We start from the raw sequence: 22333 nt of genomic DNA, 5'->3' as shown, positions 1-22333 counted from the left end.
CCATTGACGCGCAAAACTCAAAACAAGCTTACGTAATGTTACCTTAGGAGTTATACGGGTATGGATGTGAATTTCGAGCCCAACCGATGAATTAAAATCGAATAAAAATGATGTTTACAGCTAAATCGGCGTTAACTTAATGTGCTGAAGTAGAGGTGAGCGCTTTGCTTGCTGAAATTGAGGGTATCGCCGTTATCAAATCGAACCTCAAAGGCTCTTTCATCTTCACTGACAACGGTTCCAGCGCCAAATATGGCGTGCTGCAGTCGTTCCCTCTGCCATAGGGGCTGGTCATTGCATTCTTGGCTTGCGTCGCCACTCAGGGTTACGCCTTCGCGGCGACCGTAACGCTCGCTGATAGCCGTTAGCGGGGCGTGCAGCGTGAGAGCGTTGCTGCCATCTGGTTGATGCAAAGCGCCGCCTAGTTCATCGGATAGCTCAAAGCAACACTCTGCAACAAAGCGGCTGGGGCCCTGTTCGCCGTCCAGGTGAGGACGGCTGCTTGCAGGGCGCGTGATCAAGTGCAACTGCTGCCTGCTGCGAGTAATGGCTACGTACAACAAGCGCCGTTCACTTTCCAAGTGGGCGCGTAGGTTGTCTTCGGCGCGGGGGCTATAAGGCAGGTACTTTTCCTGAAGACCGGGCACGATCACCGTCGGCCACTCCAGACCCTTGGTGCGATGAATGGTCGACAGCAGAACGCCGACGGGCTTGGAGTTTTGCCCGTCGTTACGGTGGGCGCCGGATTGTTGCTTCAGCGTGTGCAGGTGGGCCAGAGCTTTTTCGGCGTTAATATCCAGGCTTTTCAGGTATTGGCGAAAGCCGTTAATGGTGTTGATTCGCTCCTCCGCGTTGTCGTGTGTCAGGGCCAGGCTGCGAATGCCGTCGTACAGGTCGGTGCTGTCAGCGTACACGCTGATCAGCCCGGACACCGGGCCGCGATAGCCACTGAGCTGGTTCAGTGTTTCTGCCAGTTTGCGCAGCTTGCGGGCGGCCATGGGAGCCAAGGCGTTAAAGTCCATCGCCAGTATGCGTTGTGCCCAGTCTTCGCCAAAACCGGCCAAAAAGCGTGCGAGCTGGTCCAGCTCCGGTTCTTTCAGGCCAACGTGGGGAAACCGGAGCAGTTGCCGCGCCAGCTCCAAGCGGTCGCTGTCGGGTAATTGCGTAAGCTGTCCGGTTACTATTTGCAGCAGCGCTATAATCGCCTGAACTTCGCGGCTGAACAGCGCTCCTTTTCCGGCATCAATACGGTAAGGCACTTGTCGCGCCAGCAGTTTCAGTTCAATGGCCACGCTCTGACTCCATACCCGGAACAGAATGGCGGTATCGGTCAGTTGTTCTGCTGTCATGACCTGCAGCAACTGCAACACGGTATCGGCGTCATTGTCGTGGCGGTGCAGGGTTATGAGGGTGGCAGGCGTAGACGGATGCGCATGGCACAGTAAGTCTTTACGACCACTGTTGTTGTGAATCAGATGATTAGCCAGCAGCGCTACCCGGTGGCCATAGCGGAAGCTGTAGCTTAGTGTTTGTTCCAGCGGGCTTTCAAACTCGTCACTGAAGCGGCGCAGAATAAACTCCGGTTTGGCACCACGAAACTCGTAGATGGTTTGGTCTGGATCGCCCACTACGGTTACCCGGGCCCGGTCGCCGGCTACATAGCGCAGCAGCAAGTGCTGAATTTCGTTGGTGTCCTGATACTCGTCGACCAGAATCAGGTCCATTTTATTCGCCACCAGCCTTTGCAGGGGTGGGTTCTGGTGAATGGCCATGACCGGCTCGTACAGCATGTCGGCAAAACTGATACGGCTCTGGCCTTTGCGCCATTGTTCGAAACTGTGGAACAGGTCAATCAGATAGCGCTGGCGTTCTGTGAATTCCATGTCTTCAAACACGATTTCAGCAGGCGAAAGGCTGGTTTTCACCCGGTCAATAAAGCCGATGGCGGTTTCTATAAATTCTTTTTTATTCCGCCGCAGCTCCTCTGCCAGGTCTTCCGGCACTAGCCGGCGACTGAGCTGAAACACCTGATAGTTAATTTCCTGGTCGCTGAGAATGTTAGCGGAAAAATTGGGTAGGTAGCCCTCTCGCACAAAGCGCCGGTAAAGCCGCAGGCCCATGGCGTGATAGGTCCGTATTTCCGGCAGCGCCAGGCCGCTATTGCCGCACACCGCTTGCAGTTTGCGTTCGAAATCCATCTTGGCACTGCGGTTGAACATCAGCACTAGCATGCGGGCGGGATCGTGTCCCTGATGCAGCAGATAGCGAATACGCCAGGCTAGGGTTGTGGTTTTGCCACTGCCGGCGACCGCGGTAATCACCGCGTGTTCAAAGCCGGCGCTGATAATGTCCCGTTGCTCGTCGGTTAGAAACTCGGGCAGCGCCAGTTGTGCCGCTGGATTCGCCAGGGCCGTGGCGGCAGTGTGGGGTTGATGCTGGTAATCGGTAGCGGATGGTTGCTGTGGCATGGCGCCATTGTAATCGGCAACTGGCCGCGGGCACAGGCCTGTTCCATAATGGCGTCGTCATTTTTCATATTCAGCAGTTCAAGAGCACTCTTGTATGACGTCTACACTGGATTCACTCAGTACCCGTGCATTGCAGTCCCTGCAAGTTGAATTGCGGCACGCCGGTGAGCGTAGGCTCGTGCTGATTGAGGGCGATCGCAATGCAGCATTGAACTGGTTGGCGGCAGAATTGCCATTTCTGAGTGCAGATCGGGGCTTGTGGGTTAGCACCAAGGCCGACAGCCCGCTGCCGGCCTTGCACGTAGCGACACCGGCGCAAGCAAGAATTTGGTTGGGGCGTGAGCTAGACTTGCTGGTGTGGGACGGCTTCAGTGGCAACCCGCCTGACGGGCTGGCGGCGCTGGCTGGCACATTAGCGGCTGGCGGCCTGTGGTTCTGGTTGATGCCGCCGCTGACTCAATGGGGCACATTTTCTGACCCGGACTACGCCCGTACCGGCCTCGATCAGGCCATTGAGCATCCCTTTGCTGAGCGCTTAGCAAAGATACTGAGTGATGCGCCGGACGTCATTCGGCTGAAGATGAGTGAGTATGTGAGTGCGGGTGAGAGATCGGTAACGAGTGCAGATGAGCGCGCAAGCGCCACCATAAACTCAGAACTGAGCCGTGTGCGGGATGAATTAAGTCGCCGCCGACCCGCAACGGTTTTTTGTGTTGACGGCGGGCCCGAGCAGGACCAGCTGGTGCAAGCGCTGGTGCGTTTTGGTTTGGGGCGCCGGCGCCGTCCGCTGGTGATTACCGCCGATCGCGGTCGTGGAAAATCGGCAGCTTTGGGCCTGGCGGCGGCGGAATTACTGTTGCGGGGCCGCCAGCGAGTATTGTTGACTGCACCTTCGGCCGAACAGGTGGCCACCGTTATGGCTCATGCCCGTGAGCGCCTGGGAGCCCAACTACAAAGTCAATCGGCTACTCAATTGACCATCGTCAGCGGCGCTAGCCTGACATTTTTACTGCCTCAGCAGATGCTAGCGGACAAACCTGCCGCAGAAGTTGTGATGGTAGACGAAGCCGCCGCCATAGCTGCGCCGCTGTTGCAGCGTATTTTGCTGGGCTGGCCCCGGGTGGCCTTTGCCACAACCGTTCACGGTTACGAAGGCGCCGGGCGGGGATTTGCGGTGCGCTTTCGCAAACAATTGGACCAACACACGCCGCACTGGCAAGAGCGAACTCTTTCGCAGCCGGTGCGATGGGCGGCCAGTGACCCGTTGGAACCGCTTGTTTTCCGCTTGTTCATGCTAGCTGCAACGAGCCAGGGCGATACACAACAGCTGGCTCCTGATCCCTTGCCGGTGCTGGAAGTAGAGCGCTGGCAACCGGCTCAGGCAACGGAAAACGATTTGGCGGAAGCTTTCGGGCTATTGGTGAACGCTCATTACCGCACGACGCCTGCGGATTTGCGCCAGTGGTTGGACGACCCCGCCGCCGTCAGCTGGCGTGCTCGTATGAATGGGCGCACCGTGGGGTTGTTGTGGGCTCAGGGCGAAGGCGAATTTTCGGCGCCTTTAGCGCAGCAAGTCAGTCTTGGGCTGCGTCGGCTGCGAGGACATTTGTTGGCACAGTCGTTGGCGTTGCATGCGGGCCTGCCGCAGGCGGCCCAGCAGCGCAGTTTACGGATAACGAGAATTGCGGTGGCGGCGCCGCAACGGCGCAGAGGTATTGGCCAGTGCTTAATAGCGGCTGCCCAGGCCTATGCCACAGCGGAAGGCTTTGATTATATCGGCAGCAGCTTTGGAGGCACGCCTGCGCTCTTGGCCTTTTGGCAGCGCCAGGGGCTGCAGCCGGTGCGCTTGGGCTTTAGCCAGGAGGCCAGCAGTGGTGAATATCCGTTGCAGGCTGTGCGCGGGCTCAGTGCAGCGGGCGAGCGTTTGGTCCAGGATTTACAGCAGCGCCTGGGCCGGCACTGGTTGGTGCTGGCCGGGCGGCAATGGGTTCAATGTCAGCCGGAACTGATGGCTGGCGTAATGCGCAGCCTGCCAGCTGGCCCACAACCGGATGCCGAGGACACTCGCGATTTACAGCATTTCGCCATTGGCCATCGCGGCTTTGAGCTGACCCTGCCGGCGCTACAAATCCTTAGCCGCTGCGCCGGCGCCGCAGACTGGCTGACTGCATTGCAGCCCGCGCAGTGCGCGCTTTGGTGCCGCTCTGTGGTGCAGGGCCGCAGTTGGGCTGAGCTTCAACGCGAGAATCTATGCAGCGGCCAGCGCGATGCAGAACAGCAGCTTAGGTTGATGGTTGCAGACTGGCTGGAGCCGGGTTGATTGGCCGTGCACTGATATCACTCCTCATTGTTGATGTCGGCCGGCATAAAAATCTTCGGGGTAGCGCGCGCGGGTGCTGGTATTATTTGTGACATAGAGATTGAATTTTGATCTATCGCATTTTTAGCAGGGTTTGGCGCGTGCTATAACAATAATTAGCTATACTAACTATAATGTACGAACCGTTGTTACTCGCGTAGAAGACATTGTGAACATTCGATTCGAAAAAAATGAGAGGGTTGTCTTAATGAAATTGAAGCACTTTGCGGTTGCAGGTCTTTTTGCAATCAGTGCCGCGCTGCCGATGATGGCCAGTGCCGGAGACGCAGCTGCTGGCAAGGCAAAAGCAGCCGTGTGTGCCGCCTGCCATGGCCAGAACGGTATTGCATTGATCCCGATGTATCCGAATCTGGCGGGCCAGCACGAGATGTATTTGGTGTCGTCACTGAAAGCCTATAGAAGCAAGGAACGTAATGGCGGCATGGCGGCTATTATGCAGGGTCAGGCAATGGCACTCAGTGATGAAGATATTGCCGACCTGTCGGCGTATTTTTCCAGTCTGCCTGCCGGCGGCAAGTAAACTATCCAGCAGTTCGTTTTGCAAAAGAGTGAGGTGTTGTTTCGTCTGGCCAAGGTGTCCGTCAACTTAGCCAGACGACAGGCTATGCCTTGCTAATAATCCGGTAGCTTGGCCGATAAGCCGAGGTGCCGGGTAGTTTCATCCGGTTTTGAGCCACAAACTGTTCCAGCATGGCTTCCAAAGGCTTAATCAGGCTGGGGTCGCCCGCAATTTCGAACGGGCCATGTGCGCGCACCTTTTGAATTCCTTCTTCCTTTACGTTACCCGCAACAATACCGCTGAAGGCTTTGCGCAGATTTGCCGCAATCAAGTGCACTGGCTGATCGCGATGCAGTTCCAAGGCGCGCATGTTGGCGTGGTCCGGCTCAAATGGCAGCTGAAACACAGGGTCTATTTTTAACGTCCAATTAAAGTAATAGGCGTCTTGCATGGCGCGGCGGAAGGTTTCGACCTCTTGCATCCCGAGTTTCATGGTGCGCGCTACCCGCACCGGATCGTCGATGATGATTTCATAGCGCTTTGCGGCGTCGTCACCCAAGGCGTTGCGGATGAACTTGTCGATCATTTCAAAATAATCAGCGTTCTCGCGCCTGCCGGTAAACACCACCGGGAAGGGAATATCGGCGTTGTCTGGGTGCAACAGAATACCCAAGAGGTAAAGAATTTCTTCTGCTGTGCCCACACCACCGGGGAATACAATCACGCCGTGGCCAAGGCGCACGAAGGCTTCCAGGCGTTTTTCTATATCCGGCATGATCACCAGTTCGTTCACAATCGGATTGGGTGCCTCGGCGCCGATAATGCCGGGTTCGGTAATGCCAATGTAGCGACCGTCTTTTACCCGCTGCTTGGCGTGGCCTATGGTGGCGCCTTTCATAGGGCCCTTCATGGCGCCGGGGCCGCAGCCGGTGCAAATGCTCAGTTCACGCAGACCCAACTGGTGGCCCACTTCTTTGCTGTATTGGTATTCTTCATGGCTGATGGAATGGCCACCCCAACACACCACCATGTCTGGCTGTCGCCCCGGTTTCAGCACGCGCGCGTTGCGCAGAATGTGAAACACCATGTTGGTCAGATCTTCCGGCTGCGGATGCCGGTTGGCTTCAATGAACAGCGGGCTGGAATGGGTGTATACGATGTCGCGCAACACCGAAAACAAATGTTCGCGATTGGCGCGCAGCATTTCATTGTCGACAAAGGCATGGTGGGGTGCGTTGATCAGTTCCAGTTTCAGGCCGCGGGGCTGGGGTACCAGGTGCACCTCAAAGTCGCTGTGGGCCGACATCAAATCCTGGCAATCGTCGGTAACCACGCCGGTATTCAGTACTGCCAGTGCGCATTGGCGGAACAGCCGGTAAAGGCCGCCTTCACTGCGGTCTTTCAGGCGGTTTACTTCATGGTTAGACAGGATTTCGAGGCTGCCTTCGGGCGACACCAACGCGTTGATGGTGGGTTCATTCATCGGTCGTAAAACTCCTTGGTATGCGGCCAGCATCCTCCACCACACGGGTGCTCGTCCGATTGCCGGCGGCCGAGGCGCTACACTAAGTGTTTTTTTGGCGATGTGCTACCCAATAATGCTGGATTCCAGACTGGGCTGGAATCCACCGAAACTGTCTTCAACGTGCCTTACCGCAACAGGACTCAGCCCGTCAGGCCCTTAAAAAATTGCTGCACATTGTGACTCAGGGTGTCTAGGTCATAACCGCCTTCCTGCACCGTCAGTGTTGGCAGACCCAGTTGGCGAATGTGGCTGCCCAAACGACAGAAGCCCTCGCTGGACACCGACACTTTGGCTTGCGGGTCGTTCTTGTAAATATCAAAGCCCAAGGCCAGTACAATAACATCTGGCTGGTAAAGCTTCAGCGCGGTCAGGGCTTCTTCGACCTTGCCGAAAAAAAACTCTTCATCGGAGCCGTGGGGCATGGGTAAGTTGATGTTGTAGCCGTAGCCTTCGCCTTCGCCGCGTTCTTCTTCATAACCGGCCACCACCGGGTAAAAGTTGGTGGGGTCGCCATGCACCGAAACGTAAAGTACGTCGCTGCGGTTGTAGAAAATCTCTTGAATACCTTGGCCGTGATGCATGTCGGTGTCGAGTATGGCCACGCGCTGATATCGGCTGCGCAGGCGCTCGGCAGCAATGGCCGCGTTATTCAGATAGCAGAAACCACCGGCGGCTGCGCGGCGGGCGTGATGGCCTGGCGGGCGGCATACGGCATAGGTGATGTGCTCGCCTGCCATCAAGGCGTCGGCCGCGCCCAGGGCGGTCTGTGCCGACCAGTAGGCGGCGTCCCAGGTGTGCTTGCCAATGGGGCTGCTTCCGTCGGCCTGGTAACGTGCGGCCTCGGCCAGAACGCCTTTCAAGGCGTTGGGGCTGTGCACAAAAATATTGGACATGACCTCATCGCCCCAGTCATCGCCCATCGCTTTCCAACGCCTGTGGGCAGATTCCAGAAAACGTAGATAACTCAGATCGTGCACCTTGCCAATGGGGCCCGCACCTTGGTCAGCCGGATGCAGCACCGGAATACCGCTGGCCTTCAGGCCCGCCAACATTTCCCGGGTGCGATCTGCCACTTCTTGCGGTTGGCGCATTTGGCCGCGGGTAAAGTACGACTGCGGGCTGTGCTGATCTTGTGCGGGGTGAAAAAATGCTTTCATATTACGGAGGCCTTTTTAGAGAGCGGTAGTGCATGCTCACCCGAGTATAGGCACTGACTGGCGTGGGTCAAAAAAACGTAGTCCGCAAAAAGTGCTGCCAGCTTTACAGGTTGCTGGACAGCATCCACTATAGTTAGGAAGAATTTGCGTTTCTGCGATCGAGCGTTCAGATCGTATCGCAGCAGCTTGAGCGCTATTGCAACAGCCTAACTATTACGTAAGGGAGCCTGAATGATCGAATCACCGTTATTGCAGAACATAACCGGATACGCCGGTGGCCAGTGGCAACAAGCCGCTGCTGAGACCTTTGACGTGGATAACCCGGCAACCGGTGCCGTTATTGCGAAGGTGCCGTTTGTAACCGAGCAACAGGTGCACGATGCCATAGCTGCGGCAAAAAAGGCCGAAAAACTGACCGCGCCTTACCCGCTGGAAACCCGCCGTAAGTGGCTGGAAGACATTCGTGATGCCCTAACTGCCAATCGCGCAGAGATGGGCCGTATTTTGTGCCTTGAACACGGCAAACCGTTAAACGAAGCTCAGGGCGAAGTGGACTACGCTGCCGGCTTCTTCGATTACTGCGCTAAAAATATTGAGGTGTTAAGCCCGCGGAACCTGAACCAAAAGCCCAAAGGTTGCAGTTGGACCGTGCATTTTCGCCCGGTCGGCGTAGTGGGCCTGATTACGCCTTGGAACTTCCCCATTGGCATGATTGCAAAAAAGCTGTCGGCGGCCCTGGCAGCCGGTTGCCCGTCGGTGATCAAACCCGCCAGCGCCACCCCGCTGACGATGGTTGCGCTGTTTACTCTGATGGATAAATACGTTGATCTGCCCGCGGGTATGGTGAATTTGGTGATGGGTAAGGCCAGCATGATCGGCAAAGTGCTGAGCGAAAGCCCGGATGTGCCCATGCTCAGCTTTACCGGTTCCACCGAAGTGGGGCGCCAGCTGATCATAGACAGCGCTTATTCAGTGAAAAAACTGGCGCTGGAGCTGGGTGGTAACGCGCCGTTTATCGTGTTTGACGACGCCGACCTGGACGCCGCGGTTGATAACCTGGTGGCCAATAAATTCCGCGGCAGCGGCCAGACCTGCGTGTGCGCAAACCGTATTTTTGCCCACGAAAAAATTGTCGACAGCTTCAGCCAGAAACTGGCCGAACGGGTAAGAAAAATGACCGTGGGTGACGGCATCAACGGTGATGTGGACCTAGGCCCGCTGATCAACCGTGATGGCTACAATAAGGTCAAACGCCACTTGGAAAATGCGTTAGAGCAGGGCGCCACTTTGGTAGCCGGTAAAAAGCCGTCAGAGTTGAACGATGACGATTTGTTTTTCCCGCCCACGGTCATCACTGGCGTAACCCCGCAAATGGTTTGCTCGCGGGAAGAAACCTTTGGCCCGCTGGTGCCCATTGCCAGCTTTAGCGATGAAAACGACGTCATCGCTGCCGGCAACGACACCGAGTTTGGCCTGGCCTCTTATGTGTTCACAGCGGATGTCAAACGCGCCCAGCGCGTAGCGGCCGGGCTGCGCTTTGGTCACGTGGGCTGGAACACTGGCACCGGCCCCACGCCAGAGGCGCCGTTTGGTGGTATGAAAATGTCGGGTACTGGCCGTGAAGGCGGCGAAGAAGGGCTGTTTGAATTCACCGAAGCGCAAACCGTACCCCGCGGGTTTTAATCGCGCTGGCTAGCCAAACAAGCGTTATCGTTTGTTAGTGAAAGCGTGAAAGCGTGAACGAAAACGGTGGGCTGCGGCTCACCGTTTTTTTGGCTAAAACCCGTGGAATTTGCCCCCTTGCACCCATATTCGGCAAGGGCGATTCAAGGCTGGTATACTTCCCGACCTGTTTATTTAACCAGTAGCGACATTTTATGGACGTTTCCTACATTATCGACGGCCTGAACGACGCCCAACGCGAGGCGGTGACGGAACAAAGCGATCACTTACTGGTTCTGGCCGGTGCCGGTAGTGGCAAAACCCGAGTGCTGGTGCACCGTATGGCGTGGCAGATGCAGGTGAACCGGGTACCGGCAACTGGCCTTTTGGCGGTGACTTTTACCAACAAAGCCGCCAAGGAAATGCGTCACCGCATTGAGGGTATGATGAACATACCTTCTCGTGGCCTGTGGATTGGCACTTTTCACGGTATTGCCCATCGCCTGCTGCGCTCCCACTGGAAAGACGCAAACCTGCCGGAAAACTTTCAGGTGCTGGACAGCGACGACCAGCTGCGCATGGTGAAACGCGTAATGCGCGAAGCCCAGATCGACGAAGCCCAATTTCCGCCCAAACAGGCCCAGTGGTGGATTAGCAGCCAGAAAGACGAAGGCCTGCGCGCTGACAATATTCAGGAAAATCCCGGCGATCACTTCACCAGCACCATGGTGCGAGTGTACCGCCAGTACGAAAAACTGTGTCAGCAAAGCGGCCTGGTGGATTTTGGCGAATTGCTGCTGCGCTCTCACGAACTCTGGCTGCACCGCCCAGAACTGCTGGCTCATTATCAGCAGCGCTTCCAACATATTTTGGTGGACGAGTTTCAAGACACCAACACTATTCAATACGCCTGGCTGCAAGTGCTGGCCAGCAACCGCGTGCCATTAACCGTGGTGGGCGACGACGACCAGTCCATCTACGGCTGGCGCGGCGCCAAAGTCGAAAACATCCAGCAGTACCAGCGCGATTTTCCCAATGCCCGCCTAGTAAAATTGGAACAGAATTACCGCTCGACCAAGTTGATTTTGAAAGCCGCCAACGGGGTGATAGACAACAACCAGGGCCGCCTGGGTAAAGAGCTGTGGAGCGACGGGGTTGACGGTGAGCCGGTCAGCCTTTACGCCGCATTTAACGAGCAAGACGAAGCCAACTACATTGCCGACACCATCACCAGCTGGGTGCAAGACGGCAACCTGCGCGCCGAATGCGCCATTCTCTACCGTTCCAACGCCCAATCCCGCGTATTGGAAGAATCGCTGATGCGTCAGGGCATCCCGTATCGGGTTTATGGCGGCCTGCGCTTCTACGATCGCCAGGAAATTCGCAACGCACTGGCTTATCTGCGCCTGGTGCATTACCGCCGCGATGACGCGGCGTTTGAGCGGGTGGTAAACCTGCCACCGCGCGGCATAGGGGCCAAAAGCCTGGCCGATTTGCGCCAATACGCCGGCGAGCAAAGCATCTCAATGTGGGAATCCGCCCAGCGCATGCTGGACGCCGGGCAGATGAAAGGCCGCGCAAAAACCGGATTGCAGAAATTTCTGTCGATCATCGAAGAACTGTCCGCGCTGGCTGAACACGGCACATTGCATGGCCTAATGCAGCAGACTATCGACGACAGCGGCCTGAAGGAGTACCACGCCAGCGAAAAAGGTGAAAAAGGTCAGGGGCGGGTGGAAAACCTGGAAGAACTGGTAAATGCGTTGACGACTTACGAAGTGGAGGAGGGCATTGATCCGCTGTCGGAATTCATCGCCCAGGCTGCTTTGGACGCCGGTGAAGCTCAAGCGGAAGACCACGAAGACAGCGTGCAATTAATGACCCTGCACTCCGCAAAAGGGTTGGAATTCCCGCTGGTGTTCATGGCCGGCGTTGAAGAAGGTCTGTTCCCCCACAGCATGTCGTTGGAGGAACCGGGGCGTATGGAGGAAGAGCGCCGTCTTGCGTATGTGGGTATTACCCGCGCGATGAAGAAGCTGATAATAACCTACGCCGAATCCCGCCGTTTGTACGGTCAGGAGAAGTTCAATGCGCTGTCGCGGTTCGTGCGGGAAATCCCTGGCGACTGTATTCAAGAGGTTCGGCTGCGCAATACGGTGACCCGCCCAGCCATGGTGGCGCGGCCTAACGAAAGTATGTTCAGTCAGGAATCCGCCAAGCAGTCTGGTTTCAGCCTGGGGCAGCGCGTAATGCATCCGAAGTTCGGCGAAGGCACGGTGATGAACAGCGAAGGCAGCGGCCATCACACCCGAATCCAGGTTAACTTTGATGACGGTGCCAAGTGGCTGGTATTGGCGTATGCGCCGCTGGAGGCTTGTTAAAGCTTTGGCTGTTTGCACGGTGTAAAAGCTGCAGCCAAAACCCAAACCTACATCAGAACCGCAAAAATGACCCCAGCCAGAATCACCCGGTAAACCACGTACGGCCACATACCCACTTTATTCAACCACTTCAGGAAGAAGTGGATGGCTGTGATGGCCATAACGAATGACGTAACGCCGCCGATCAGAAACCCCGTCCAGTCTACAGCGATGTCCGCCACCGCCACTTCCAGAATTTTTACACCCGCCGCCAGCGCCGTAATCGGGATGGCCAGCAGGAATGAAAAGCGGGATGCTGCTTCGCGGCTGAGGCCTAGAAAAAGGCCGGCAGTAATGGTGATGCCCGAGCGCGAGGTGCCGGGAACCAGGGAAATGGCTTGGGCCAGGCCAACAATTAATGCGTCTTTCCAACGAATGGAGTCCAGCGAGCGATCGCGTTTGGGTATCCAGTCGGCCACACCCAACAGCAAACCAAACACCAGGGTGGTGGTGAAAATGATCACAGGTGAGCGCAGCTCGTTATCAATCATGTCTAGCAGCGCCAATCCTGCCAGGCCTGCGGGGATGGTGCCAATCACCAGATAAAACGCCATGGCACCCTGGCCTACAACCCGGCGCTGGGTCATGGACACCAGGCCGTCGCGGGCAATGCCGAACACATCGCGGCGGAAGTAGAGTACCACCGCCAGCAGAGTGCCCACGTGAACGGCCAGGTCAAAGCCTACGCCCTGGTCCTGCCAGCCCAGCAGGGCTGGTGTAAGAATAAGGTGGGCAGAGCTGGAGATGGGCAGAAATTCTGTCAGCCCCTGCAGCAGGCCAAGAAAAACCGCCTGAAAAAAGTCCATATCGTATCAATCCAAGGTTTCACAACAATCCGGGGCGCTAGAGCAGATCAAGGTATTAAACACAACAAGGGTCAGGACTGGTCTGGCACTTCGCGGATACGGCCCACATCATCAATCGCCACGTAAACGAAGTGGCCTTCGGTTACCTTGCGGCGATCTTCGGAGTAGCGGTCCATCGTCCACACTTCTATTTTAATATTCATGGAGCTACGGCCGATTTCGATCAGCTCGCAATAACAGCCAACCTGCGAGCCTACTCGCACCGGCGACAAAAACTCCATCCGGTCCATAGCCACAGTGGCGCTGCGGCCTTGGGATATCCTGGCTGCCATTGTGGCCGCAGCAATATCCATTTGCTTCACCAGCCAGCCTGCGAATACATCGCCGTTGGCGTTGGTATCGCCGGGGAATGGAATGATTCGCAGAATTAACTCGCCGAGGGGCATTGGGTTGTCGTCGTCAAAAGTGCTCATCACACAGACCTTTAAGAAAAGTGGCGATCTGCCGGTTTGGCAGATTCCTTAATTGTTTAGCTGCATGGTAATGCCGCGCCTGCCATTTGTCAGGTGTGTTTGCGGTTCTGATGGTGAATTTAGGTAATTTCAGCCTTTGTCATAAACCTGTCATAGAGAATGCCTAGTCTTGGGCCATCAAAACAGCAGATGTCGATATAAAAAGTGATGCAACCCAGGAGAAACACCGTGACTAAACTCTATAAAGCTCTGACAACAGTAACCCTTGCTGGCGCAATTGCGGCACTTTCGGCTCCGGCCATGGCTCGCGACACCATCAGCATTGTTGGCTCGTCAACGGTATATCCTTTTGCGACCGTGGTTGCTGAGCGCTTCGGGCGTAACACCGATTTCGCGACGCCCAAGATTGAGTCAACCGGTTCCGGTGGCGGCCTGAAGCTGTTCTGTCAAGGTGTTGGCACCCAGCACCCGGACATCACCAATGCTTCCCGTCGCATGAAGAAGAGCGAATTCGACATGTGCCAGGCCAATGGCGTCAAGGAAATCACCGAAGTACGTATCGGTGCTGACGGTATTGTTATGGCAAACTCCAAGGAAGCGGAAAAGCTGGACTTGTCCCTGAAACAAATTTTCCTGGCGCTGGCGAAAGATGTGCCTAACCCAGACGGCAGCAACGAGCTGATAGCCAACCCTTACATGAACTGGAGTGAAATCGACGCCAGTCTTCCGAATATTGCCATCAGCGTAATGGGCCCGCCTCCGACGTCAGGCACCCGTGACGCGTTTGTTGAGTTGGCGATGGAAAGCGGCTGCAAACAGTTCCCCATGATCGCGCAGATGGAAGACGACAACGAAGACAAGTTTAAGACAGTGTGTCAAAGCATGCGTGACGACGGTCCGTTCGTTGAAGCCGGCGAAAACGATAACCTAATCGTTCAGCGTCTGGCCCAAGACCCGGAAACCCTCGGTATCTTCGGTTATAGCTTCCTGATGGAAAACACTGGCCAGATCCAGGCCGCGACCGTGAACGGCGTCGAGCCGACTCCCGAAGCGATTTCCAGCGATCAATATCCGGTAGCCCGTTCACTGTGGTTCTACGTCAAAAAGGCGCACGTGGGCGTTGTTCCGGGTATTCAGGAATACATTTCCGAGTTTAGTAGCGAGGGCGCCTGGGGCGATAACGGCTACCTGGTCGATGTAGGCCTGATACCAAGCCCGCGCAACGAGCGCATGAAGATTGCTAAAGCTGTGAAAGAACTGGCGCCGATGACGGGTAACGAGTTGTAAGGCCGGTCAGGCGACGTCAAGGATGACAACAAAGCAATGCGGGCTTTCAAGCCTGCGTTGCTTTGTTGCGATTGTATGAATATTTTTGTGCGGCAAACTGGCAGAATAAGCGCCCAGTTAACTTAAAACCACCAACACAGAGACTGTTATGCAGACGGCCAATCTTCTGCCCCTGGTTCTGGTTCTCGCCGTGGTTGCCTATAGCCTCGCTTATATGCGATCCCGGGCTGTGGCAGCGCCCCTTGGCGGCATCCGGAATCTCAAGGCTCTCCCTTTTTACTACGCGGCGCGAGCAGCACTTTGGTGCGCTATCCCGGCACTGGTTGTGTTAGCGGTCTGGGCTGGTTTTGAAGACAAGGTCATTCAAGGCATTGTGATCGCATCGCTGCCCCCGGATACCTGGCCCGAGTCGGCCGGACAGGCAAGCTTGATTCTTTCTCAAATCAGCAACGTGGCAGCTGGTAGCCTCAACCCTGAGTTTTTGCCGAAGCATATTACCGGGGCGGCTTCATTGCTGGAAGCCATGCAAGACAAGAGCGGAAACTTCAAAGCCATCCTGGTTGTATTGATTGCAGTGTTGGGAGCAACCTTTGCTTGGACCCGCGTGGCGCCCCACATAAACGCCAGAAAAAACGTAGAAACTACCCTGCGCCGAATCTTCTTTGCGTGTGCTGCCTTGGCCGTGTTGACCACTGCAGGCATCGTATTCTCGGTCTTTCTTGAAACCATGCGTTTCTTCGACAGAGTGCCGATTACCGAGTTCCTGTTCGGAACCAGCTGGAGTCCTCAAACCGCTATACGGATCGATCAGATAGGTTCCGAAGGCGCTTTCGGTGTTATTCCCCTGTTTACCGGCACCCTGCTGATTTCTGCCATTGCTTTGTTGGTTGCAGTTCCCGTTGGCTTGCTGTCCGCCATCTACCTTGCAGAGTATGCGAGCAAGCGTATGCGGTCGACGATAAAGCCTGTGCTGGAGATGTTGGCGGGCATTCCTACCGTCGTTTACGGCTTTTTCGCTGCGTTGACCGTTGCCCCGTTTATTCGTGAACTTGCTGCAACAGTGGGTATGGAAGCCTCATCCCAGAGTGCTCTGGCCGCCGGCTTGGTGATGGGAATCATGATTGTGCCGTTCGTGTCATCGCTGTCAGATGATGTGATCAGCGCGGTACCTCAGACCATGCGCGATGGCTCGTTGGCTCTGGGTGCGACGCAATCGGAAACCATGAAGAAGGTGATTTTCCCGGCGGCCCTGCCGGGCATTATTGGCGGTATTCTGCTGGCAGCGTCCCGTGCCATCGGTGAAACCATGATTGTGGTCATGGCGGCAGGCCTAGCGGCCAACCTGACGGCCAATCCGCTGGATTCGGTAACCACCGTAACCGTGCAGATTGCGACACTGCTGGTGGGTGACCAGGAGTTCGACAGCGCCAAGACACTTTCGGCCTTCGCTTTGGGCATGCTGCTGTTCATCGTCACGCTGCTGCTCAACGTGGTCGCTCTGAAGATAGTACGCAAATATAGGGAACAGTATGACTGATCAACGTTCTCAGGCGGAGATCGTCCGCAAATCGCTGAAACGCAGGTATCGTAAGGAACGCCGGTTCCGGCTGTATGGAATTCTGGCGATTTTCATTGCACTCGCGTCCCTGTTTATCCTGTTCGCCGACATTATCAGCAAGGGACATACAGGGTTCGTAAAGACCACCATCACCCTGGACGTGTCTCTCGATTCGGGATTGATGTATCTGGATGATCCGACGGATAAAGACCAATGGTCCAACGCGGATTTCAAGGCGCCAATTCTTGTCGCCTTGCAGGCGCAAGTTCCTGAGGCAGCTGGCGCGGCTGAGAAGCGCGAGCTGGGCCGTTTTCTGGGTACCTTCGCAGACAGCGAAATCCGCAATTTACTGACAAAAAATCCGGGGCTTTTGAATACCACCCAAACCATTGAGTTTCCTACTCATGATCGGGTGTCGGTCTACGTCAAGCATGCGGACAATCCTCGGTACAGCATCAAGCTCTCCGAACAGCAGCAGCGTTGGGTCGACGAGCTGGTGCAGAAAGGGATTATCGATACCAGCTTCAACGACGTGCTGTTCAGTCGAGGCGACTCCAGAGAGCCTGCCAACGCCGGTGTTCTTGGTGCGATTGTGGGTTCCTTATTGACCATGCTGGTGACCCTGGCCATTTCATTCCCCGTGGGAATTGCGGCGGCAGTTTATCTGGAAGAGTTCGCGCCCCAGAACAAGCTCACCGATTTTATCGAAGTGAATATTAATAACCTGGCGGCAGTACCGTCTATCATCTTTGGTTTGTTGGGCTTGGCGGTATTCATAAACCTGTTCGGAATGCCCCGGTCGGTTCCTGTCGTCGGTGGTTTGGTACTTGCGTTAATGACGCTTCCAACCATCATTATTTCCAGCCGTGCCGCCATCAAAAGTGTCCCGCCTTCAATACGGGAGGCAGCCGAAGGTGTTGGCGCCTCCAAGATGCAGGTGGTGCTTCACCACGTGGTGCCCTTGGCGATGCCCGGTATGCTGACCGGTTCCATCATCGGTATGGCTCAGGCTCTGGGTGAAACCGCACCGTTGCTGCTGATTGGCATGGTGGCGTTTATCGTGGATGTACCTGACGGGCTTTTCAGTTCAGCCACCGTGTTGCCGGTACAGATTTACCTCTGGGCGAGCAGCTCCGAGCAAGGTTTTGTGGAGCTGGCATCCGCCGCCATCATGGTGCTGCTTACCTTCATGATCATTATGAACGCATTGGCGATCTGGCTGCGAAAGCGGCTTGAGCGTCGCTGGTAAGGAGAATGATATGAATACGATGAGTCCGAGTATTTCCGCCGAAGCTGGCATGCTGGGCAAGGGGGCAGCGGTTCCCGTGCCTGACAGTCAGCGCAAAGATACCCTGATGGAAGACAAGCCCGAAGATACCGTGATTGAAGAAGGTAAGACGGTTGGACAGCCATTTACCGCCGACCCTAAATTCAAGCTGCGTAATGTGGACGTTTCTTACGGCGCAGATCGGGCAATCAAGAATATCAGCCTGGATATTGGCCGAAATGAGGTCATTGCCTTCATCGGTCCCTCTGGTTGCGGTAAATCAACCTTTTTGCGATGCCTGAATCGCATGAATGACAGCATTGATATTTGCCGCGTGAAAGGCTCCCTTGAGCTGGACGATCAGAACATCTATGACTCCAAGCGGGACGTGGTTGAACTGAGGGCTAGAGTAGGCATGGTGTTCCAAAAGCCGAATCCCTTCCCGAAATCGATCTATGACAATGTGGCCTATGGGCCCCGAATTCACGGGCTGGCAAATCGCAAGTCCGAGCTTGACGACATTGTCGAAAACAGCCTTCGCAAGGCGGGTTTGTGGAATGAGGCCAAAGACCGTCTGGATTCCATGGCAACCGGCATGTCCGGCGGCCAGCAGCAGCGCCTTTGTATTGCCCGCGCCATTGCTGTCAGTCCGGAAGTGATCCTGATGGACGAGCCCTGCTCGGCCCTTGACCCGATTGCAACTGCACGGGTGGAGGAGCTGATTGCCGAGATGTCCGAAAGCTACACCATCGTTATTGTGACTCACTCCATGCAACAGGCGGCTCGGGTGTCCAACCGCACCGCTTATTTCCACATGGGTCACCTTGTGGAGGTGAATAAGACCGACACGGTGTTTACTTCGCCCCAGCACCCGTTGACAGAATCCTACATTACCGGCCGTTTCGGCTAAGCTTACCTGTACCGGTAGGGCCAGAATATTTACGGAGCAACACAATGCCGAACAGCAAAGATCAGGTGTATGGCGATCACATCTCCGAGCGCTTCAATAATGAATTGTTGGAGCTGAAAACCCGTTTCCTGGAGATGGGCGGGATGGTAGAAGCGCAGGTTGGCAGTGCCGTACAGGCGCTGACCGCCAATGACAGCGTTCTGGCGGAACAAGTGCGCGTGGGAGACCGTGGCGTTGACCAGATGGAAATTGGCATCGATGAAGAGGCCATACTCATCATCGCCCGGCGTCAGCCCGCGGCGCGGGATCTTAGACTGGTGATCGCGGTCATCAAAATGGTGGTTGACCTGGAGCGGGTGGGCGACGAGGCCAAAAAAATCGCCAAACAGGCGTTGAAGCTGGAGGAAGAAGGTCAAACATCACTTGGTTACGTGGAAATCCGCCACATTGGCAGCCATGTGCACGCCATGCTGCACGACTCACTGGACGCCTTTGCGCGGCTAGACGCCGAACAAGCGCTGCGAGTGATGAAAGAAGACAAACGGGTGGATGAAGAGTATCAGGCTGCGGCCCGCACCCTTCTGACCTATATGATGGAAGATACCCGCAACATATCCCGCTGCATGTCGATCATGTGGGTATTGCGGGCTCTGGAACGGGTAGGAGACCACGCCTGTAACATTGCTGAAAATGTGATTTTCATGGTTAAGGGTGAGGATGTGCGCCATACGTCTATGGAAGAAACGGAGCGGGTGGTGGGGCGGTAGGGTAAAGCTTCGGCGAGGCTGGGTTGACAACATATACCGGTAGATTAAAGCCGTAAAATTCGCGGATATGGCGCAAACGTTGAATGTTCAGCAAGGTTATTTCCTGATTTCTTGCAATCAGCAGCACACCGTGAACTGTGATCAGGTCTTGGCAGAGCACCATGCCTGGTTCCAAGTCCCGAATACTCACAATGCTTTCCTGCGGTGTGACCGTCTCGTGCTCCATCGAGATCATCAAAAGAAAAAATGCAGTCACCAGTTTCGGGTCATAGAGCTTTCCGGCCTGCTGATGCAGCACCTTGAGAGCGTCCTCCGCGGTTAGCGGAGTTTGCCGCATCATCCCGGTTTGCAGGCCTACGTAGTGCTTGCACAGCAATAATATACGCGCGCCTAGCGGAATTTTTTCGCCGCTTAGCCCCTCGGGGTATCCAGAGCCGTCAAAATGCTCATTCTGGTGGCGAATCAGCAAGGAAGACGCCTCCAGGGTTTTGATGCCACCCAATGCCATTTCGCCAATCACCGGGTACTGCCGGTACTTTTCTTGGTCGCAGCTGTTTAAATGGACTTCCGATCGACTTAGCAATGCTTCAGGCATTGCCAGCTTGCCCAATTCATGCAGCAGGGCGGCGGATACAATATGCTTTTTGTCACCGCCTTGGATGTTTAGAGCATCACATAGCCAGCCGCACAACTCAGATACCTGTTGCGACTGGCCCTTGATCAGGCCGGAGCGCAGGCTGACAAAGTAGGAAAGTCCGCGCACGAAGTCACCGTAGCTGGTTTCAAGCTGGCGCATGGCGTTGCGCAACATATGAGTGCGCTTGTTAACTCGCTTCTCCAGTAGCTGGTTCATGAATTGCACCTGTTCGGCCTGGACCTGGGTTTGCGCCATCAGCAGTGTGTTTTCGCTTTTCAGGCGGGTAAGGCGTACGCAGTCTTGTAACGCTATCAGCAGTTCTTCATCAGCCCAGGGCTTATGAATAAACCGGCTTATACCGCCGTTGTTCAGCGCGGCTATAGTGGATTGCATATCCGACTGGCCGGTCAATAAGTAGCGCACAGTCTGCGGGTAAAGGCTGCGAACCTGAGCAAGAAAAATATCGCCCGCCATTTCTGGCATGCGCATGTCTGACACCACTAGGTCAACGCTGATCTGGCTCAGTATCTGTAAACCTTCTGCGCCGCTACTGGCATACCAGCACTGCAGTGGTAGTTTGCGCATCAGCCGTTTCAAAGAACTAAGAATGGCTTGGTCATCATCCACAAACAGAATGGATCCGTTAGCCGTTGCGGTCTGGAAGAGTTCTGACAAGACTTTAAACTCCTTCTGTTGTTAAAGATGATGCGGCGTCGGATGCCGATTGGCGATTGCGGTTTGGATTCATGGGCAGCTCGATGAAAAACTCGGTGCCCACACCCAGTTCGCTTTTCACCGACAACTGTCCGCCGTGTCGGTTAACGATGATGTCGTAAGCGATATTCATGCCCAAACCAGTACCTTCTCCAGCTTTTTTTGTGGTGAAAAACGGGTCGAAGACACTCTTCTGATGGTCGGGGTGAATGCCGCAGCCGTTATCGGTGATTTTGAGAATAACCTGATGCTTGCGGTGAAACGCGACCACTTGGATAAACCCGCGCCGTTCGGTCAAGCGGATGGCGTGGGTTGCGTTTATCAAAATATTCGACAGTACCTGCGACAAAGGGCCAGGCAGTGCTTCCAGATAAAGATCGGGGTCGCAGTCGACCTTCAGGTCGACGTCATACTTTATTTCGTTGCGCAGTAGGTTGAGGGTTTTGGTGATTATGATGTGCAGATTGGTGAGCTGGAACTCATCGTTGTTGTGGTCCCGGCGGGAAAAATCTTTCAGGCTTTGAATGATATCTTTCACGCGAGCGCCTCCTTCTACGCAGTCGTTAACCAGAGAGGGCAAGTCGCTTTTAATGAAATCAACGTCTTTGTCTTCAAGTAGCTGCCGAAAGTAGATATGAAAGTTCGACCAAGACGCATGGGTGCCGCTGGCAAGTTGTTTTTCAGCTACGGTGACAACCTCGCTCAGGTCGGTGATGTACTCATGCATACGGTTGATATTACTGAGGATGAAGCCCAACGGATTGTTGATTTCATGGGCCACGCCGGCCGCCAAATGGCCAATAGAGGCTAATTTTTCCTGTTGCGCCATGGCCATCTGGGTTTTCTTAAGCTCGCGAAGCGAGTGTTCCAGCGCGCTGTTGGCGCGGTGCAGCTGCGACTGCGTTTCCAACAGGCTCTCTCGAGACCGCCGTTCCTGCTGTAATACTGTGATCAGTGACTGCTTTGAGCGTTCTAACGCGGCGGTGCGCTCGGTAATACTGCGCTGTAGAAAATTAGTGCCGACAAGAATGGCCGCCGACATATAGTGTAAGTTTAGAAACACAATCAGCAGTAGAGTGACAGATAGGATAAAGATACCCCAGCGGGATAAACTGAACGTGGTTTTCAGCTGTTCCAATTGAGCTTGTTCTTGAATGCCCAGCTGCATTAGTTTCTCATCCACCCGTTTACCAAACGCCGTGATATAGTTAACTGCCAATGAAACCTGTTTTTGTGCGGTCAAAACATCTTTAAATTGCTGCTTTAACAACGGTGTAATAGGCTGCATTCGGTAATCTGCTAAGGAAGTCGAAGCAGCAGGTGCATTCAGCCACCATTGAATGTCGGGCCAAAATTGCCCTGTGTCACTTTGGCGAAGATTTTCAAGTTGCTGTTGTGCGTTATCAAAAACTTTCAGTGAGTTCACCAGAAGACCCCCGTCTACCCCTTTATCGTCACTTTCCAGAAGTAAATAGTTGCAGATTCTTCGCACTTCTACTGCTACTGCACGAACGTCTATATGTGCGGTTTGTGGCGACTTCAGTAAGGTATTGTTCTGTATTTTTTCAAGGTCTTGCTGCACATTTAAAAGGTCGAGCTTCAGATTCTGCAGACGGTGGGTTTTGGCCGCAATGTGGTTGTTGATTTTTGAGGTATTGGCTTCAATGCGTGTAAAGGCAAAAAAAGTGGCAATCAGCACCAGTGGTGTCAGGACAATTGTGATTGCGAAACTGACACGTAAATGGTTCTGATACTGAAATTTGGTCTTCTTTGTCGGCATTGCAAGTTTCCGGGGCGGTGCGC

At 55.0% G+C, this 22333-nt stretch carries 16 protein-coding genes; 9 read left to right on the top strand and 7 right to left on the bottom strand.

Annotation, left to right across the window (positions count from 1 at the left end):
• Positions 1 to 131: 131 nt before the first annotated feature.
• Positions 132 to 2468 carry an ATP-dependent helicase gene (locus ABA45_RS17035; RefSeq protein WP_157035566.1) on the bottom strand — a complete coding sequence of 779 codons (2337 nt, stop codon included), beginning with the start codon at positions 2466 to 2468 and terminating at the stop codon, positions 132 to 134.
• Between the two features lie 94 nt (positions 2469 to 2562).
• Here ABA45_RS17035 and ABA45_RS17030 point away from each other — a divergent pair, with 94 nt between their 5' ends.
• Positions 2563 to 4788 (top strand): tRNA(Met) cytidine acetyltransferase TmcA, encoded by a 2226-nt coding sequence (locus ABA45_RS17030; protein ID WP_048388149.1) that lies wholly within the window; start codon positions 2563 to 2565, stop codon positions 4786 to 4788.
• Positions 4789 to 5035: 247 nt separating this feature from the next.
• The gene (locus ABA45_RS17025; RefSeq protein WP_048388147.1) at positions 5036 to 5368 is read left to right on the top strand and encodes a c-type cytochrome; all 333 of its coding nucleotides are present in this window, start codon (positions 5036 to 5038) and stop codon (positions 5366 to 5368) included.
• 82 nt (positions 5369 to 5450) lie between these two features.
• On the opposite strand, the gene ppnN is transcribed toward ABA45_RS17025, so the two are convergent.
• The gene (gene ppnN / locus ABA45_RS17020) at positions 5451 to 6830 is read right to left on the bottom strand and encodes a nucleotide 5'-monophosphate nucleosidase PpnN (protein ID WP_048388145.1); all 1380 of its coding nucleotides are present in this window, start codon (positions 6828 to 6830) and stop codon (positions 5451 to 5453) included.
• Positions 6831 to 7012: 182 nt separating this feature from the next.
• The gene (locus ABA45_RS17015; protein WP_048388143.1) at positions 7013 to 8029 is read right to left on the bottom strand and encodes a histone deacetylase family protein; all 1017 of its coding nucleotides are present in this window, start codon (positions 8027 to 8029) and stop codon (positions 7013 to 7015) included.
• 231 nt (positions 8030 to 8260) lie between these two features.
• Between ABA45_RS17015 and ABA45_RS17010 the strand changes: the two genes are divergently transcribed.
• On the top strand, positions 8261 to 9712 hold the full coding sequence (locus tag ABA45_RS17010) for an aldehyde dehydrogenase family protein (RefSeq protein WP_048388140.1): 1452 nt from the start codon (positions 8261 to 8263) through the stop codon (positions 9710 to 9712).
• Between the two features lie 194 nt (positions 9713 to 9906).
• Positions 9907 to 12072, top strand: a complete 2166-nt coding sequence (gene uvrD / locus ABA45_RS17005; protein WP_048388138.1) for a DNA helicase II — start codon at positions 9907 to 9909, stop codon at positions 12070 to 12072.
• Between the two features lie 47 nt (positions 12073 to 12119).
• Here uvrD and ABA45_RS17000 read toward each other — a convergent pair whose 3' ends face one another.
• Positions 12120 to 12917, bottom strand: coding sequence for an undecaprenyl-diphosphate phosphatase (locus ABA45_RS17000; protein WP_048388136.1), 798 nt, complete (start codon positions 12915 to 12917; stop codon positions 12120 to 12122).
• Between the two features lie 71 nt (positions 12918 to 12988).
• On the bottom strand, positions 12989 to 13390 hold the full coding sequence (locus tag ABA45_RS16995) for an acyl-CoA thioesterase (protein ID WP_048388135.1): 402 nt from the start codon (positions 13388 to 13390) through the stop codon (positions 12989 to 12991).
• 228 nt (positions 13391 to 13618) lie between these two features.
• Here ABA45_RS16995 and ABA45_RS16990 point away from each other — a divergent pair, with 228 nt between their 5' ends.
• The 5 genes from ABA45_RS16990 (at position 13619) to phoU (ending at position 19179) form a co-directional block, all read left to right on the top strand.
• Positions 13619 to 14677, top strand: a complete 1059-nt coding sequence (locus ABA45_RS16990; RefSeq protein ID WP_048388133.1) for a substrate-binding domain-containing protein — start codon at positions 13619 to 13621, stop codon at positions 14675 to 14677.
• Positions 14678 to 14825: 148 nt separating this feature from the next.
• Entirely contained in the window at positions 14826 to 16214 is a 1389-nt protein-coding gene (gene pstC / locus ABA45_RS16985) for a phosphate ABC transporter permease subunit PstC (protein WP_048388132.1), read from the top strand.
• The gene (gene pstA, locus ABA45_RS16980) at positions 16207 to 17484 is read left to right on the top strand and encodes a phosphate ABC transporter permease PstA (RefSeq protein ID WP_048388130.1); all 1278 of its coding nucleotides are present in this window, start codon (positions 16207 to 16209) and stop codon (positions 17482 to 17484) included. Before pstC ends, pstA begins: the two co-directional genes overlap by 8 nt.
• 10 nt (positions 17485 to 17494) lie before the next feature.
• A complete protein-coding gene (gene pstB, locus ABA45_RS16975; protein WP_048388129.1) occupies positions 17495 to 18412 on the top strand; it encodes a phosphate ABC transporter ATP-binding protein PstB in 918 nt (305 codons plus the stop codon).
• Positions 18413 to 18456: 44 nt separating this feature from the next.
• Positions 18457 to 19179 (top strand): phosphate signaling complex protein PhoU, encoded by a 723-nt coding sequence (gene phoU, locus ABA45_RS16970; protein ID WP_048388126.1) that lies wholly within the window; start codon positions 18457 to 18459, stop codon positions 19177 to 19179.
• Here the strand turns inward: phoU and ABA45_RS16965 are convergent.
• Together ABA45_RS16965 and ABA45_RS18340 are read right to left on the bottom strand one after the other, a co-directional pair.
• Positions 19145 to 20491, bottom strand: a complete 1347-nt coding sequence (locus tag ABA45_RS16965) for an HD domain-containing phosphohydrolase (RefSeq protein WP_157035565.1) — start codon at positions 20489 to 20491, stop codon at positions 19145 to 19147. The genes phoU and ABA45_RS16965 overlap by 35 nt on opposite strands.
• Before the next feature lie 4 nt (positions 20492 to 20495).
• Positions 20496 to 22310, bottom strand: a complete 1815-nt coding sequence (locus ABA45_RS18340; RefSeq protein ID WP_053076207.1) for a sensor histidine kinase — start codon at positions 22308 to 22310, stop codon at positions 20496 to 20498.
• Positions 22311 to 22333 lie beyond the last annotated feature (23 nt).

This window comes from Marinobacter psychrophilus (assembly GCF_001043175.1).
Classification (GTDB): Bacteria; Pseudomonadota; Gammaproteobacteria; order Pseudomonadales; family Oleiphilaceae; genus Marinobacter; species Marinobacter psychrophilus.
Note: the sequence above shows the minus strand (reverse complement) of the source record. Positions and strands in the feature narration are given on the sequence as shown.